Annotated in this window: 17 protein-coding genes; all 17 read left to right on the forward strand. The window is 62.8% G+C overall.

The genetic code is table 11. The features are described from left to right. Nucleotides 1–2 precede the first annotated feature (2 nt). The 17 genes from cysE to bamB all read left to right on the forward strand — a co-directional run bounded on the left by cysE (nt 3) and on the right by bamB (nt 14,250). On the forward strand, nt 3–788 hold the full coding sequence (gene cysE, locus CKW22_RS09140; RefSeq protein ID WP_095064036.1) for a serine O-acetyltransferase: 786 nt from the start codon (nt 3–5) through the stop codon (nt 786–788). Between the two features lie 179 nt (nt 789–967). Next, nucleotides 968–1,459 carry a Fe-S cluster assembly transcriptional regulator IscR gene (gene iscR, locus CKW22_RS09145; protein ID WP_027595541.1) on the forward strand — a complete coding sequence of 164 codons (492 nt, stop codon included), beginning with the start codon at nt 968–970 and terminating at the stop codon, nt 1,457–1,459. A 47-nt stretch (nt 1,460–1,506) separates the two neighbouring features. Beyond that, entirely contained in the window at nt 1,507–2,721 is a 1,215-nt protein-coding gene (locus tag CKW22_RS09150) for an IscS subfamily cysteine desulfurase (RefSeq protein WP_033701189.1), read from the forward strand. A 46-nt stretch (nt 2,722–2,767) separates the two neighbouring features. Next, on the forward strand, nt 2,768–3,154 hold the full coding sequence (iscU, locus tag CKW22_RS09155) for a Fe-S cluster assembly scaffold IscU (protein ID WP_003248539.1): 387 nt from the start codon (nt 2,768–2,770) through the stop codon (nt 3,152–3,154). A gap of 28 nt (nt 3,155–3,182) precedes the next feature. After that, complete coding sequence (gene iscA, locus CKW22_RS09160) at nt 3,183–3,506, forward strand: iron-sulfur cluster assembly protein IscA (RefSeq protein WP_033701188.1); 324 nt, start codon at nt 3,183–3,185, stop codon at nt 3,504–3,506. An 8-nt stretch (nt 3,507–3,514) separates the two neighbouring features. After that, entirely contained in the window at nt 3,515–4,036 is a 522-nt protein-coding gene (gene hscB / locus CKW22_RS09165) for a co-chaperone HscB (protein ID WP_033701187.1), read from the forward strand. 42 nt (nt 4,037–4,078) lie between these two features. Continuing rightward, complete coding sequence (gene hscA, locus CKW22_RS09170; protein ID WP_033701185.1) at nt 4,079–5,941, forward strand: Fe-S protein assembly chaperone HscA; 1,863 nt, start codon at nt 4,079–4,081, stop codon at nt 5,939–5,941. A gap of 3 nt (nt 5,942–5,944) precedes the next feature. Beyond that, nucleotides 5,945–6,286 (forward strand): ISC system 2Fe-2S type ferredoxin, encoded by a 342-nt coding sequence (gene fdx, locus CKW22_RS09175; RefSeq protein WP_033701184.1) that lies wholly within the window; start codon nt 5,945–5,947, stop codon nt 6,284–6,286. A gap of 10 nt (nt 6,287–6,296) precedes the next feature. Next, the gene (gene iscX, locus CKW22_RS09180; protein ID WP_003248529.1) at nt 6,297–6,497 is read left to right on the forward strand and encodes a Fe-S cluster assembly protein IscX; all 201 of its coding nucleotides are present in this window, start codon (nt 6,297–6,299) and stop codon (nt 6,495–6,497) included. A gap of 90 nt (nt 6,498–6,587) precedes the next feature. Then, on the forward strand, nt 6,588–7,013 hold the full coding sequence (gene ndk / locus CKW22_RS09185; RefSeq protein WP_033701183.1) for a nucleoside-diphosphate kinase: 426 nt from the start codon (nt 6,588–6,590) through the stop codon (nt 7,011–7,013). A 28-nt stretch (nt 7,014–7,041) separates the two neighbouring features. Then, the gene (gene rlmN / locus CKW22_RS09190) at nt 7,042–8,187 is read left to right on the forward strand and encodes a 23S rRNA (adenine(2503)-C(2))-methyltransferase RlmN (RefSeq protein WP_033701180.1); all 1,146 of its coding nucleotides are present in this window, start codon (nt 7,042–7,044) and stop codon (nt 8,185–8,187) included. 14 nt (nt 8,188–8,201) lie between these two features. After that, a complete protein-coding gene (gene pilW / locus CKW22_RS09195) occupies nt 8,202–8,963 on the forward strand; it encodes a type IV pilus biogenesis/stability protein PilW (protein ID WP_033701179.1) in 762 nt (253 codons plus the stop codon). Beyond that, nucleotides 8,960–9,997 carry a RodZ domain-containing protein gene (locus tag CKW22_RS09200; protein WP_033701178.1) on the forward strand — a complete coding sequence of 346 codons (1,038 nt, stop codon included), beginning with the start codon at nt 8,960–8,962 and terminating at the stop codon, nt 9,995–9,997. Before pilW ends, CKW22_RS09200 begins: the two co-directional genes overlap by 4 nt. Before the next feature lie 3 nt (nt 9,998–10,000). After that, complete coding sequence (gene ispG, locus CKW22_RS09205) at nt 10,001–11,110, forward strand: flavodoxin-dependent (E)-4-hydroxy-3-methylbut-2-enyl-diphosphate synthase (protein ID WP_033701177.1); 1,110 nt, start codon at nt 10,001–10,003, stop codon at nt 11,108–11,110. Nucleotides 11,111–11,135: 25 nt separating this feature from the next. Continuing rightward, entirely contained in the window at nt 11,136–12,425 is a 1,290-nt protein-coding gene (gene hisS / locus CKW22_RS09210) for a histidine--tRNA ligase (RefSeq protein ID WP_033701176.1), read from the forward strand. Nucleotides 12,426–12,464: 39 nt separating this feature from the next. Then, on the forward strand, nt 12,465–13,106 hold the full coding sequence (locus CKW22_RS09215) for a tetratricopeptide repeat protein (RefSeq protein WP_033701175.1): 642 nt from the start codon (nt 12,465–12,467) through the stop codon (nt 13,104–13,106). A 1-nt stretch (nt 13,107) separates the two neighbouring features. Continuing rightward, nucleotides 13,108–14,250 (forward strand): outer membrane protein assembly factor BamB, encoded by a 1,143-nt coding sequence (bamB, locus tag CKW22_RS09220; protein WP_033701523.1) that lies wholly within the window; start codon nt 13,108–13,110, stop codon nt 14,248–14,250. The last annotated feature ends 23 nt before the right edge of the window (nt 14,251–14,273 follow it).

Below are 14,273 nucleotides of genomic sequence, written 5' to 3' on the forward strand. Positions count from 1 at the left end.
AGATGTTCGAACGCCTGCGTGAAGATATTCAAAGCGTATTCCATCGTGACCCGGCAGCGCGCAACGCCTTCGAGGTGCTGACCTGCTACCCGGGCATGCATGCCATCTGGCTGCACCGGCTGGGCAATGCCTTGTGGACGCGTGATTTCAAGTGGCTGGCCCGGCTGGTGTCGAACTTCGGGCGCTGGATGACCGGGATCGAGATCCACCCTGGCGCCACCATTGGCCGGCGTTTCTTCATCGACCATGGCATGGGGATCGTCATCGGCGAGACTGCCGAGATCGGCGACGACGTCACGCTTTATCAGGGTGTGACCCTGGGCGGCACCAGCTGGAATAAAGGCAAGCGCCATCCGACCCTGGAAAACGGCGTGGTGGTGGGGGCGGGGGCCAAGGTGCTGGGCCCGTTCACCGTCGGTGCCGGGGCCAAGATCGGCTCCAATGCGGTGGTGACCAAGGCCGTGCCGGCGGGGGCGACCGCAGTGGGTATCCCGGGCCGCATCATCGTCAAGAGCGAAGAAAACGAAGTCGAAGCCCGGCGCAAGGCCATGGCCGAGAAGATCGGTTTCGATGCGTATGGCGTCAGTGGCGACATGCCAGACCCGGTCGCACGTGCCATCGGGCAGATGCTCGACCACCTGCAAGCGGTGGATGAGCGCCTGGAGGGCATGTGCGGCGCGCTGACCAAGATGGGCAGCGACTACTGTGCCAAGGAGTTGCCGGCACTGCCGGAGGATGACTTCACCGAAGCTGCCCAGGCCGCCCAGCGCGACACTCAGGCGCATTGATCGCGTCGCGCTGAAACCGTGGTGACATACGGGGCGTGTGCTCACGCCCCTCGTCTGCTACAATCGCGCCCGCCTCCCGACGTAAAACCCGACTAAAGCAGTAGGTCTAATAGTTGACTTAAATGCTCGGGAATCGCATACTCGCTCACATCCTGTAACTCCCGTGGTACCCAATAGCCATGCGACTGACTACTAAAGGCCGATACGCCGTGACAGCCATGCTCGACCTGGCGTTGCACGCGCAGCATGGGCCCGTGTCTTTGGCCGACATTTCCGAGCGCCAGGGCATTTCCCTCTCTTATCTGGAGCAGCTGTTCGCCAAGCTGCGCCGCAGCAGCCTGGTATCCAGTGTGCGCGGTCCAGGCGGTGGCTATCAGCTGTCGCGGGGCATGGAAACCATCCAGGTGGCTCAGGTCATCGACGCGGTCAACGAATCGGTCGATGCCACCCGTTGCCAGGGCCTAGGGGATTGCCATGCCGGTGATACCTGTCTGACCCACCACCTGTGGTGCGATCTCAGCCAGCAGATCCATGAATTCCTCAGCGGCATCAGCCTGGCCGACCTCGTCAAGCGCCGTGAGGTGCAGGAAGTCGCCCAGCGCCAGGACCTGCGTCGTGTCGCAGGCCGATCCGCCCAGTTGGACAAGATTGAGACGTCCGCCGTCGACTGACCTTTATAACAGCGACGAGCGACGCCACCGCCTGATAGGAGATATCCATGAAGTTGCCGATCTACCTCGATTACTCCGCGACCACCCCGGTCGACCCACGTGTCGCCCAGAAGATGGCCGACTGCCTGCTGGTCGACGGAAACTTCGGTAACCCGGCTTCGCGCTCCCACGTCTTCGGCTGGAAAGCCGAGGAAGCGGTCGAGAACGGTCGTCGCCAGGTCGCCGAACTGATCAACGCCGATCCGCGTGAAATCGTCTGGACCAGCGGTGCCACCGAGTCCGACAACCTCGCTCTCAAAGGTGTCGCGCACTTCTATCAGACCAAGGGCAAGCACATCATCACCTCCAAGATCGAGCACAAGGCGGTCCTGGATACCGCTCGCCAGCTCGAGCGTGAAGGTTTCGAAGTCACCTACCTGGAGCCAGGCGAAGACGGCATCGTCACCCCGGCCATGGTCGAGGCCGTGCTGCGCGACGACACCATTCTGGTCTCGCTGATGCACGTCAACAATGAAGTCGGCTCGATCAACGACATCGCCGCCATCGGTGAGCTGACCCGCTCGCGCGGCGTGCTGTTCCATGTCGACGCGGCCCAGTCGGCCGGCAAGGTCGAGATCGATGTGCAGAAGCTGAAGGTCGACCTGATGTCGTTCTCGGCGCACAAGGTCTACGGCCCCAAAGGCATCGGCGCACTGTACGTCAGCCGCAAGCCGCGTGTGCGCCTCGAGGCAATCATTCACGGCGGTGGCCATGAGCGCGGCATGCGTTCGGGCACCCTGCCAACCCACCAGATCGTCGGCATGGGCGAGGCGTTCGCCATCGCCAAGCAAGAGATGGCCAGTGAAAATGTGCGCATCAAGGCCCTGAGCGACCGCTTCTTCAAGCAGGTTTCGGACCTCGAAGAGCTGTACGTCAACGGCAGCCAGACCGCCCGTGTACCGCACAACCTGAACCTGAGCTTCAACTACGTCGAAGGCGAGTCGCTGCTGATGTCGCTGAAGGACATCGCGGTATCGTCCGGTTCGGCCTGTACCTCCGCTTCGCTCGAGCCGTCGTACGTACTGCGCGCTCTGGGCCGCAATGACGAGCTGGCGCACAGCTCGATCCGCTTCTCCTTCGGCCGCTTCACCACTGAAGAAGAAGTCGACTACGCCGCGCAGAAAGTCTGCGAGGCCGTTAACAAACTGCGTGAGCTGTCGCCGCTGTGGGACATGTACAAAGACGGCGTTGACATCTCCAAGATCGAGTGGGCCGCCCACTAAGCAGTCGCCGGCAAGAGCGGCTCCCTGATGAGGAAGGAATTGCACCATGGCATACAGTGAAAAGGTCATCGACCACTACGAAAACCCGCGCAACGTCGGCAAGATGAATGCCGAGGACCCGGATGTCGGTACCGGCATGGTCGGCGCGCCGGCCTGCGGTGACGTGATGCGTCTGCAGATCAAGGTCAACGAGCAGGGCGTCATCGAAGACGCCAAGTTCAAGACCTACGGCTGCGGTTCGGCCATCGCCTCCAGCTCCCTCGCCACCGAGTGGATGAAGGGCAAGACCCTGGACGAAGCCGAAACCATCAAGAACACCCAGCTGGCCGAAGAACTGGCGTTGCCGCCGGTCAAGATCCACTGCTCGGTACTCGCCGAGGATGCCATCAAGGCAGCCGTACGCGATTACAAGCAGAAGAAAGGCTTGATCTAAGTCGCCTGTTGCGAGGTAAGGAGTTCTGATGGCTATCAGCATGACAGAAGCCGCCGCCAACCATGTGCGGCGTTCCCTCGAGGGGCGCGGCAAGGGCGAAGGTATTCGCCTGGGCGTGCGCACCACCGGTTGTTCGGGCCTGGCCTACGTGCTGGAGTTCGTCGACGAGCTGGCTGACGAAGACACGGTGTTCGAGAACCATGGCGTCAAGGTGATCATCGATCCCAAGAGCCTGGTGTACCTCGACGGCACCGAACTGGACTTCGTCAAGGAAGGGTTGAACGAAGGCTTCAGGTTCAACAACCCCAACGTGCGCGGTGAGTGTGGCTGCGGCGAAAGCTTCAACGTCTGAGGCTGGCTGTGGGTACTCCTTGTCATTTCGCACTGTTTGACCTCCAGCCAAGCTTCCGCCTGGATCTCGACAAGCTGGCCACTCGCTACCGCGAGCTGGCCCGCGAAGTCCATCCTGATCGCTTTGCCGACGCCTCCGAGCGTGAGCAGCGCGTAGCGCTGGAAAAATCCGCAGCCCTCAACGACGCCTACCAGACCCTGCGTAATGCGCCGCGCCGAGCCCGCTACCTGCTGGCCATCGGTGGCCATGAAGTGCCTCAGGAAGTCACGGTCCACGACCCCGACTTCCTGTTGCAGCAGATGCAGTTGCGCGAAGAGCTCGAAGAGCTGCAGGACGAAGCCGACCTTGAGGGTGTCGGCGTGTTCAAGAAGCGCCTCAAGGTCGCCCAGGACACGCTGAACGAGGACTTCGCCGCCTGTTGGGACGTTGCAGACGAGCGCGAGAAGGCCGAGCGCCTGATGCGCCGCATGCAATTCCTCGACAAGCTCGCCCAAGAAGTGCGCCAACTGGAAGAGCGCCTCGACGATTAACCCGGTGTCTTTCGTGATGACGCCTAAGGTATTCAGATAAGCATGGCCCTACTGCAGATCGCCGAACCCGGTCAGACCCCTCAGCCGCACCAGCGTCGCCTGGCGGTGGGTATCGACCTGGGTACCACCAATTCTCTGGTCGCCGCCTTGCGCAGCGGTCGTAGTGAGCCCCTGCCCGATGCGCAGGGTAATGTCATTCTGCCGTCTGCGGTGCGCTACCTCGAAGGGCGCAGCGAAGTCGGGCAGGCTGCGCGCGATGCCGCTTCCAGCGACCCACTGAACACCGTGCTGTCGGTAAAGCGCCTGATGGGGCGTGGTCTGGCCGACGTCAAGCAATTGGGCGAACAGCTGCCTTACCGCTTTATTGGCGGTGAGTCGCACATGCCGTTCATCGACACCGTCCAGGGGCCGAAAAGCCCGGTGGAGGTGTCCGCCGATATCCTCAAGGTGCTGCGTGAGCGCGCCGAGCAAACCCTCGGCGGCGATCTGGTGGGGGCGGTGATCACCGTGCCGGCCTATTTCGACGACGCCCAGCGCCAGGCCACCAAGGACGCTGCGCGCCTGGCCGGCCTCAATGTGCTGCGCCTGCTCAACGAGCCGACCGCAGCGGCCGTGGCCTATGGCCTGGACCAGAACGCCGAAGGCGTTGTGGCCATCTATGACCTGGGTGGCGGTACCTTCGACATTTCCATCCTGCGCCTGACGGCCGGTGTCTTCGAAGTGCTGGCCACCGGCGGCGATACCGCCCTGGGCGGCGATGATTTCGACCATGCCATTGCTGGCTGGATCATCGAGCAGGCTGGCCTGTCCTCCGATCTCGACCCCGCCACCCAGCGCCAGTTGCTGCAGGCCGCCTGCGCCGCCAAGGAAGCCCTGACCGATGCCGACGTTGTCAGCGTCCGCCACGGTGCCTGGCAGGGCGAGCTGAGCCGCGCGGCCTTTGAAGCCATGATCGAGCCGTTGGTCGCCCGCAGCCTCAAGGCCTGCCGCCGCGCCGTGCGCGACAGCGGCGTCGAGCTGGAAGAGGTCGGTGCCGTGGTGATGGTGGGCGGTTCGACCCGCGTACCCCGCGTACGTGACGCTGTCGGCAGTCTGTTCGGCCGCACCCCGCTGACCTCGATCGACCCGGACCAGGTGGTGGCCATCGGTGCTGCCATCCAGGCCGACACCTTGGCTGGCAACCGCCGCGAAGGTGGCGAGTTGCTGCTGCTCGATGTCATCCCGCTGTCCCTGGGCCTTGAGACCATGGGTGGCTTGATGGAGAAAGTGATTCCGCGCAACACCACCATTCCGGTGGCGCGTGCCCAGGAATTCACTACCTATAAAGATGGCCAGTCGGCCATGATGATCCACGTGCTGCAGGGCGAACGCGAGCTGATCAGCGACTGCCGCTCCCTGGCGCGCTTCGAACTGCGCGGCATCCCGGCGATGGTTGCCGGCGCCGCGAAGATCCGCGTGACCTTCCAGGTCGATGCCGATGGCCTGCTCAGCGTCGCGGCCCGCGAGCTGGGGTCGGGGGTCGAGGCCAGCATTCAGGTCAAGCCATCCTACGGCCTGACCGACGGCGAGATCGCCCGCATGCTCAAGGATTCGTTCGAGCACGCAGGCACCGACAAGCAGGCGCGTCAGCTGCGTGAACACCAGGTTGATGGCGAGCGTCTGCTCGAAGCGGTGCAGGGCGCCCTGGACGCCGATGGCCAGCGGCTGCTCAGCAGCGAAGAACGCGAAGCCATTGAATTCCAGATGCAAGAACTGCGTGATTTGCTGACCGGCACCGATGGCCCTGCCATCGAGCAACAGACCAAGCGTCTGTCGCAGGTGACCGATGCATTTGCCGCCCGTCGCCTTGATTCGACGGTCAAAGCCGCACTGGCCGGGCGCAACCTGAATGAGATCGAGGAGTAACCGATGCCGCTGGTGACATTCCTGCCGCATGAGAAGTTCTGCCCGGAGGGGCTGACCGTGGAGGTCGCGCCCGGGACCAACATCCTGGAGCTGGCCCACGACCATCACATCGAGATGGAAAGCGCCTGCGGTGGCGTAAAGGCCTGCACCACCTGTCACTGCATTGTTCGCAAAGGTTTCGAGTCGCTCGATGAAGCCGACGAGCTGGAAGAGGACATGCTGGACAAGGCCTGGGGCCTGGAGGCCCAGTCGCGCCTCGGCTGCCAGGTAGTCGTCGGTGACCAGGACCTGGCCATCGAGATCCCCAAGTATTCGCTCAACCACGCTGCCGAAGCGCCCCACTGAGGATTTTTGCATGAGTCTGAAATGGGTTGATGTACTTGAGATCGCCATCCAGCTTGCAGAAAGCAAGCCGGAAGTCGATCCTCGTTACGTGAATTTCGTCGATCTGCACCGCTGGGTGCTGGCATTGCCAGAGTTCAGCGACGATCCGTCACGCGGCGGTGAGAAAGTGCTCGAGGCCATCCAGGCGGCCTGGATTGATGAAGCCGACTAAGCGCGACGCTGCAGGTTAGGCAATCCCCTGGAACCCGCGTATAATTCGCGGGTTTAATTTTTCGCAACACTCATATTTCTGGAGTTTTCCATGGCTGTTCAACGTACTTTCTCGATCATCAAGCCTGACGCAGTTGCCAAAAACGTCATCGGCAAGATCACCACTCGCTTCGAAGACGCCGGCCTGAAAATCGTTGCCTCGAAAATCAAGCAACTGTCCAAAGCCGAAGCCGAAGGCTTCTACGCTGAGCACAGCGAGCGCGGCTTCTTCGGCGACCTGGTTGCCTTCATGACTTCCGGTCCGGTTGTCGTTCAGGTTCTGGAAGGCGAAAACGCAATCGCTCTGAACCGTGAGCTGATGGGCGCTACCAACCCTAAAGAAGCTGCTGCCGGCACCATCCGTGCTGACTTCGCCGAGTCGATCGACGCCAACGCCGTTCACGGTTCGGACTCCGAAGCTGCTGCTGCTCGCGAAATCGCTTACTTCTTCGCTGCTACCGAGGTAACCACTCGCTAAGCGAAAGCTTACGGGTGAGGGTGAATCCATGACGACATCTACTGGCAAAATCAACCTGTTGGGCCTGACCCAGCCGGAAATGGAACAATTCTTCGACTCTATCGGGGAGAAGCGCTTCCGTGCCGGCCAGGTGATGAAATGGATTCACCATTTTGGCGTCGATGATTTCGCCGCCATGACGAACGTCGGCAAGGCCTTGCGCGAAAAGCTCGAGGCTGTTGCCGAAATTCGCCCACCGGAAGTGGTCAGTGAAGACATTTCCGCCGACGGCACCCGTAAATGGGTGATCCGCGTTGCCTCCGGCAGCTGCGTCGAGACCGTCTACATTCCCACCGACGACCGCGGCACTTTGTGCGTCTCGTCGCAAGCCGGCTGCGCCCTGGATTGCAGTTTCTGCTCCACCGGCAAGCAAGGCTTCAACAGCAACCTCACCGCCGCCGAAGTGATCGGCCAGGTGTGGCTTGCCAACAAATCTTTCGGGACCGTCCCGGCCAAAGTCGACCGCGCGATTACCAACGTGGTCATGATGGGCATGGGCGAGCCTCTGCTGAACTTCGACAATGTCATCGCCGCCATGAAGATCATGATGGATGATCTGGGCTATGGCATTTCCAAACGTCGCGTCACCTTGTCCACCTCGGGCGTGGTGCCGATGATCGACGAGCTGGCCAAGCACATCGACGTGTCGCTGGCCCTGTCGCTGCACGCGCCGAACGACGCGCTGCGCAACCAGTTGGTGCCGATCAACAAGAAGTACCCGTTGAAGGTGCTGCTGGAGTCGTGCATGGGCTACATGGCCACCCTGGGTGGCAAGCGCGTGCTGACGGTCGAGTACACCCTGCTCAAGGACGTCAACGACCAGCCCGAGCACGCCGCACAGATGATCGAGCTGCTGCGTGACGTGCCGTGCAAGATCAACCTGATCCCGTTCAACCCGTTCCCGCATTCCGGTTACGAGCGTCCTAGCAACAATGCTATCCGCCGCTTCCAGGACCTGCTGCACCACGGCGGCTTCAACGTCACCACCCGTACCACCCGTGGCGAGGACATCGACGCCGCTTGTGGTCAGCTGGTCGGCCAGGTCAACGACCGCACCCGCCGCAGTGAGCGCTACATCGCCGTGCGCCAGTTGTCTGCCGACGCCGAGCTGCCAGACAGCGCCGCGCGCCACTGACCGAGAACCTAGCCATGAGCCTGCGCGCCGCGCTGTCGATCCTTGCGCTTTTGCTGCTGGCCGGCTGCGTGTCGGGCGGCGCGGGCGATCCGCTGGCCAGTCGGCAGGGGCGGGAAGAGGCGGGCAGGGCTTATGTGCAGCTTGGGCTTGGGTATTTGCAACAAGGCCTGACCGAGCAGGCCAAGGCGCCGCTTGGCAAAGCCCTCGCCCTCGACGCCAGCGATGCCGGCGCACACGCCGCCCTGGCGCTGGTGTTTCAGGCGCAGGGTGAGCCGGGGTTGGCCGAGAAACACTTTCAAAAAGCCCTGCAGGCACGCCCTGGCGATACGCGAATTCGCAACAATTACGGCAGTTTCCTTTATGCTCAGGGGCGATTTGCCGAGGCCAAGCAGATGTTTCGCCTGGCCAGCGCCGATACCCTGTATCCTGAACGCTCCCGCGTGTACGAGAACCTTGGCCTGACTGCCCTGAAGCTCGAACGTCGTGACCAGGCCCACACATATCTGTTCAAAGCGTTGCAACTCAACCCGCAGCAACCGAGAGCGTTGCTGGAAATGGCTGAGTTGTCCTACGAAAACAGGCATTATGTGCCGGCCCTGGACTACTACGATCGTTTCAGCCGGTTGAGCGACCATGACGCCCGTAGCCTTCTGCTGGGCAGCCGCCTTGCCCGGGTATTCGACGAGCAGGGCACACTGGCCGACCTGGGCCAGCAATTACAACGACTTTATCCCGGTACGCCGGAATATCAGCAATACCTGTCGGAGCAACGATGAACGCCGCGCATCCCGAAGTAGCAGTAGCGCCTGGCCAGAACCCCGGTGAGCTTTTGCGCCAGGCCCGTGAGAAGCGGGACTGGTCACAAGCCGAGGTGGCCCGCAAGCTCAACCTCACTGTCAGTTCGTTGAACCACGTGGAAACCGGCGCCTTCGACAAGCTGCCCGGGCACACCTTCGCCCGTGGCTATATCCGCGCCTATGCCAAACTGATGGACCTGGACCAGGCCGCGTTGGTCGAGGCCTTCGACCAGTACACCGGTACCCACGCCAAGGGCAGTGAAGTGCATTCGCTGGGCCGCATCGAAGAACCGGTGCGCCTGTCGCACAACATCCTGCGCGGTGTCAGCCTGTTGCTGCTGGTGGCAGTGGTCGGTGGTGGTTTCGTTTGGTGGCAGGACCAGGGCAGCTTGCGGGGCAAGGACCTGGCCAAGATCGCCCTCGAGCACGTCGAGGTCGAGAGCGCCGACGGCACCACGCAGATCCACCCGCTGGACGAGCCTGAAGACCAGGCCGTGACGGCAGGCCAGCAACCCGAAAGCGCACCGTTGCCGCTGGAGCAGGCCGCTGGCGAACAGCCGCTTGCCGCCGCCGAGCAAGTGCCGGCCAGCCCTGCGCAAACCCCAGCTGCAAACGCAACGCCAGCCCCGGCCGCGCAGGCACAAGTGCCCGCCGCAGCCACGGCGCCAACGCCAGCACCGGCTGCAGTAGCACCTGCTGCCACGGCACCTGCCGCTGCTGCCCCTGTGGTCGCCGCCGCCGAGCCGGCCGCACCGGTCGCAGTACCTGCCGGTAGCGCCAAGGTCGCCATCCAGTTCACTGCCGATTGCTGGACCCAGGTCTCCGACGGCAACGGCAAGGTGCTGTTCAGCGCCGTCAAGCGCAAGGGCGACAACCTCGAGCTGACCGGCAAGCCGCCGTTCGCGGTACGCCTGGGCTTTGCCCGTGGCGCCCAGGTCAGCTACAACGGCCAGGCCGTCGATGTTGCTCCGTTCACCAGTGGCGAGACTGCTCGCCTGAAGTTGGGACAGTAAGTCATGCACGGCGAATCTCCGATCAAACGTCGCGAATCCCGCAAAATCTGGGTCGGCAATGTGCCGGTGGGTGGTGATGCGCCCATCGCGGTGCAAAGCATGACCAACACCGACACCAACGATGTCGACGCCACTGTCGGCCAGATCCAGCGTCTGGTCGATGCCGGTGTCGACATCGTGCGCGTCTCGGTACCGGACATGGACGCCGCCGAAGCGTTTGGCCGCATCAAGCAACGGGTGAGTGTGCCGCTGGTCGCCGACATTCATTTCGACTACAAGATCGCGCTGCGCGTGGCCGAGCTGGGTGTCGACTGCCTGCGTATCAACCCGGGCAACATCGGCCGTGAAGACCGTGTACGCGCGGTGGTCGATGCCGCCCGTGACCGCGGTATCCCGATCCGTATCGGCGTCAACGCAGGCTCCCTGGAAAAGGACCTGCAGAAGAAGTACGGCGAACCGACCCCAGCGGCGCTGGTCGAGTCGGCGCTGCGCCATGTCGAGCACCTGGACCGCCTGGATTTCCAGGACTTCAAGGTCAGCGTCAAGGCCTCCGACGTGTTCATGGCCGTCGAAGCCTATCGCCTGCTGGCCAAGCAGATCATCCAGCCCCTGCACCTGGGCATCACCGAAGCCGGTGGCCTGCGTTCGGGGACGGTGAAATCCGCCGTCGGCCTCGGTATGCTGCTGGCCGAGGGCATCGGCGATACCATTCGTATCTCCTTGGCCGCTGACCCGGTCGAAGAAGTGAAGGTCGGCTACGACATCCTCAAGTCGCTGCACCTGCGTTCGCGTGGCATCAACTTCATCGCCTGCCCGAGCTGCTCGCGGCAGAACTTCGATGTGGTCAAGACCATGAACGAGCTGGAAGGGCGCCTGGAAGACCTGCTGGTACCGCTGGACGTGGCGGTGATCGGTTGTGTGGTCAACGGCCCCGGCGAAGCCAAGGAAGCCCATGTAGGGCTGACCGGCGGTACGCCGAACCTGATCTACATCGACGGCAAACCGGCGCAGAAGCTAACCAATGACAACCTGGTCGATGAGCTCGAGAAGCTCATCCGCCAGAAAGCGGCCGAGAAGGCCGAGGCCGACGCGGCGCTGATCGCCCGTGGCTGACACACAGCATTCGTAAGGACTTTTCGTGAGCAAATCGCTGCAAGCCATCCGTGGCATGAACGACATCCTGCCAGAACAGTCGCCACTGTGGCGCTACTTTGAAGGCACCGTGGCCAGTCTGCTGGATACCTACGGGTACAGCCAGATCCGCACGCCGATCGTCGAGTTCACCGAGCTGTTCAAACGCTCCATCGGTGAAGTGACCGACATCGTCGAAAAAGAGATGTACACCTTCGAGGACCGCAACGGCGATTCGCTCACCCTGCGCCCTGAAGGTACCGCCGCCTGCGTGCGTGCCGTGCTGGAGCATGGCATCACCGGCAACGGCCAGGTGCAGAAACTGTGGTACATCGGCCAGATGTTCCGCCACGAGCGCCCGCAGAAAGGCCGTTACCGCCAGTTCCACCAGATCGGCGTGGAAGTGTTCAACCTCGATGGCCCGGACATCGACGCCGAGCTGATCATGCTGACCTGGCGCCTGTGGGGCCTGCTGGGCATCCAGGACGCGGTCAAGCTCGAGCTCAACAGCCTGGGTACCAGTGAAGCCCGTGCGCGCTACCGTGATGCGCTGGTCGAGTTCCTGTCGGCACGCCTTGAGCAGCTGGACGAAGACAGCCAGCGTCGCCTCAAGAGCAACCCGCTGCGCATCCTCGACAGCAAGGACCAGAACACCCAGGCGGTGCTGGTCGGTGCACCGAAGCTCGAAGATTACCTGGACGAAGCGTCCCGCGTGCACTTCGAGGGCCTCAAGGCCCGTCTGGATGCGGCTGGCATCCCGTTCGTGATCAACACCAAGCTGGTGCGTGGCCTGGACTACTACAGCAAGACCGTGTTCGAGTGGGTGACCGACAAGCTCGGCGCCCAGGGCACCGTCTGTGCCGGTGGCCGCTACGACGGCCTGGTCGAGCAGATGGGCGGCAAGCCGACCACTGGTGTAGGTTTCGCCATGGGTATCGAGCGCCTGATCCTGCTGCTGGAGACCCTGGGCAAGGTGCCCGAGTCGATCAGCCGTCAGGTCGATGTCTACCTCTGCGCCTTCGGTGAACAGGCAGAGCTGGCTGGCCTGCGCCTGTCCGAAAGCCTGCGTGATCGCCTGCCGGGCCTGCGCCTGGTGGTCAACGCTGGTGGCGGCAGCTTCAAGAGCCAATTCAAGAAAGCCGACAAGAGCGGCGCGCTGTTGGCCCTGATTCTTGGCGACGACGAGTTGGCCAAGCAGGAAATCGGCGTGAAGCCCCTGCGTGGCCAGGGCGAACAACAGAACATTGCCTGGGATGCTCTGGCTGAGCACCTGGAAACCGCAATCGCTCAGGCGTAACGCGGTTCAACAAGCGAATAGGCGAAAAGGAGTATTGGGGTGTCGAGTACAGATGATGATGACCTGGCAGGGGTCAAGGACTGGTGGAACCGCAACGGCAAGCCACTGCTGACCGGTGCCCTGCTGGCCGGCGTGGTGGTGTTGGGCTGGAATACCTGGCACAAGTACCAGAACAACCAGTCGCAAGGTGCCTCGCAGCTGTACCAGGCATTGCTTGAGACCAGCCTGACGCCAAGCGGCCAGCCAGACGCGACCAAGGTCGCGGAACTGGCCGGCAAGCTCAAGAGCGAATTCGGCGGTACCGCCTACGCCCAGTATGGCAGCCTGTTCGTGGCCAAGGTCGCGGTCGAGAGCGGCAAGCTCGACGACGCCGCCGCCGAGCTCAAGGGTGTGCTGGACAAGCCTGCCGATACCACGCTGGGCGAAATTTCGCGCCAGCGCCTGGCCCGTGTACTGGCTGCCCAGGACAAGGCCGACGAGGCCCTCAAGCTGCTCGACGGCGACGCCGACAAGGCGTTCCTGGCCAGCCGCGAAGAATTGAAGGGTGACCTGCTGGTACAGCTTGGTCGCGCCGACGATGCCCACAGCGCTTATGAAAAAGCCAAGGCCGCGCTGTCCGATGAAGCGGCGGTCGGTGGCCTGCAATTGAAGCTGGATGACCTGGCCAAAGGGGACGCCTGACGTGATCGGTTGGAAACAAGCAGCAGTGCTGACCCTGGCCGTTCTGGCCGCGGGTTGCAGCAGCAACAGCAAGAAGGAACTGCCCCCGGCCGAGCTGACCAAGTTCACCGAGGAAGTGGTACTGAAGAAGCAGTGGAGCCGTTCGATCGGTGACGGCCAGGGCGAGACGTACAACACCCTGGTACCGGCCATCGAAAACGACCGTATCTACGCCTCCGACGTCAACGGTGAAGTCTTCGCCCTCGACCGTATCACCGGCGACGTGGCCTGGAAAAAAGACCTCGACCTGCAGGTGTCGGGCGCTGTCGGTGTGGGTTACGGGCTGGTCATGCTCGGTACCCTCAAAGGCGAAGTCATCGCGCTGGACTCCAGCACCGGTGAAGAGCGCTGGCGTTCACGCGTGACCAGTGAAGTGCTGGCACCACCAGCCAACAATGGTGACGTGGTGGTGGTGCAGACCCAGGACGACCGCCTGATCGGCCTCGATGCCGCGACCGGCGACCGCCGCTGGATCTATGAAAGCACCCCGGCCGTGCTGACCCTGCGGGGCACCGGCGCGCCGATCGTGACCAACCGCATGGCGGTTGCCGGCCTGTCCACCGGCAAAGTGATCGCGGTGGATATCAGCAACGGCGTGCCGGTGTGGGAGAGCCGCGTGGCCATCCCGCAGGGGCGTTCCGAGCTGGACCGCGTAGTGGATATCGACGGCGGCTTGCTGCTGTCCGGTGGTACCCTGTACGTCAGCACCTACCAGGGCCGCGTAGCGGGCCTGGACCTGGAAAGCGGCCGTGTGCTGTGGCAGCGAGATGCTTCCAGCTACGTGGGTGTCGCCCAGGGTTACGGTAACGTCTATGTCAGCGAAGCCTCGGGTACCGTTGAAAGTGTCGACGAGCGCTCTTCCAGCGCCCTGTGGACCAACGATTCCATGGCTCGCCGTCAGCTGTCGGCACCGGAAGTGTTCTCCAGCTACGTGGCTGTAGGTGACTTCGAGGGTTACCTGCACCTGCTCAGCCAGGTCGATGGCCGCTTCGTCGGCCGCGAGCGAATCGACAGTGATGGCCTGCGCGCCCGGCCCTTGGTGGTCGGCGACACCATCTACGTCTTCGGCAACAGCGGCAAGCTCGAGGCACTGACCGTCCGCTGAAGCTAAGCTCAAGTCCGCCAACG

The sequence above is a fragment of the Pseudomonas sp. Irchel s3f19 genome (assembly GCF_900187555.1).
GTDB classification, from domain to species: domain Bacteria; phylum Pseudomonadota; class Gammaproteobacteria; order Pseudomonadales; family Pseudomonadaceae; genus Aquipseudomonas; species Aquipseudomonas capeferrum.

Bases quoted from the DNA above. Each gene is read 5' to 3' on its own strand.
- ndk (WP_033701183.1), top strand. From the start codon at position 6,588: ATGGCTGTTCAACGTACTTTCTCGATCATCAAGCCTGACGCAGTTGCC.
- iscA (WP_033701188.1), top strand. From the start codon at position 3,183: ATGGCTATCAGCATGACAGAAGCCGCCGCCAACCATGTGCGGCGTTCC.
- rlmN (WP_033701180.1), top strand. From the start codon at position 7,042: ATGACGACATCTACTGGCAAAATCAACCTGTTGGGCCTGACCCAGCCG.
- hscA (WP_033701185.1), top strand. From the start codon at position 4,079: ATGGCCCTACTGCAGATCGCCGAACCCGGTCAGACCCCTCAGCCGCAC.
- iscU (WP_003248539.1), top strand. From the start codon at position 2,768: ATGGCATACAGTGAAAAGGTCATCGACCACTACGAAAACCCGCGCAAC.
- ispG (WP_033701177.1), top strand. From the start codon at position 10,001: ATGCACGGCGAATCTCCGATCAAACGTCGCGAATCCCGCAAAATCTGG.
- cysE (WP_095064036.1), top strand. From the start codon at position 3: ATGTTCGAACGCCTGCGTGAAGATATTCAAAGCGTATTCCATCGTGAC.
- CKW22_RS09150 (WP_033701189.1), top strand. From the start codon at position 1,507: ATGAAGTTGCCGATCTACCTCGATTACTCCGCGACCACCCCGGTCGAC.
- pilW (WP_033701179.1), top strand. From the start codon at position 8,202: ATGAGCCTGCGCGCCGCGCTGTCGATCCTTGCGCTTTTGCTGCTGGCC.
- iscR (WP_027595541.1), top strand. From the start codon at position 968: ATGCGACTGACTACTAAAGGCCGATACGCCGTGACAGCCATGCTCGAC.
- fdx (WP_033701184.1), top strand. From the start codon at position 5,945: ATGCCGCTGGTGACATTCCTGCCGCATGAGAAGTTCTGCCCGGAGGGG.
- CKW22_RS09200 (WP_033701178.1), top strand. From the start codon at position 8,960: ATGAACGCCGCGCATCCCGAAGTAGCAGTAGCGCCTGGCCAGAACCCC.
- iscX (WP_003248529.1), top strand. From the start codon at position 6,297: ATGAGTCTGAAATGGGTTGATGTACTTGAGATCGCCATCCAGCTTGCA.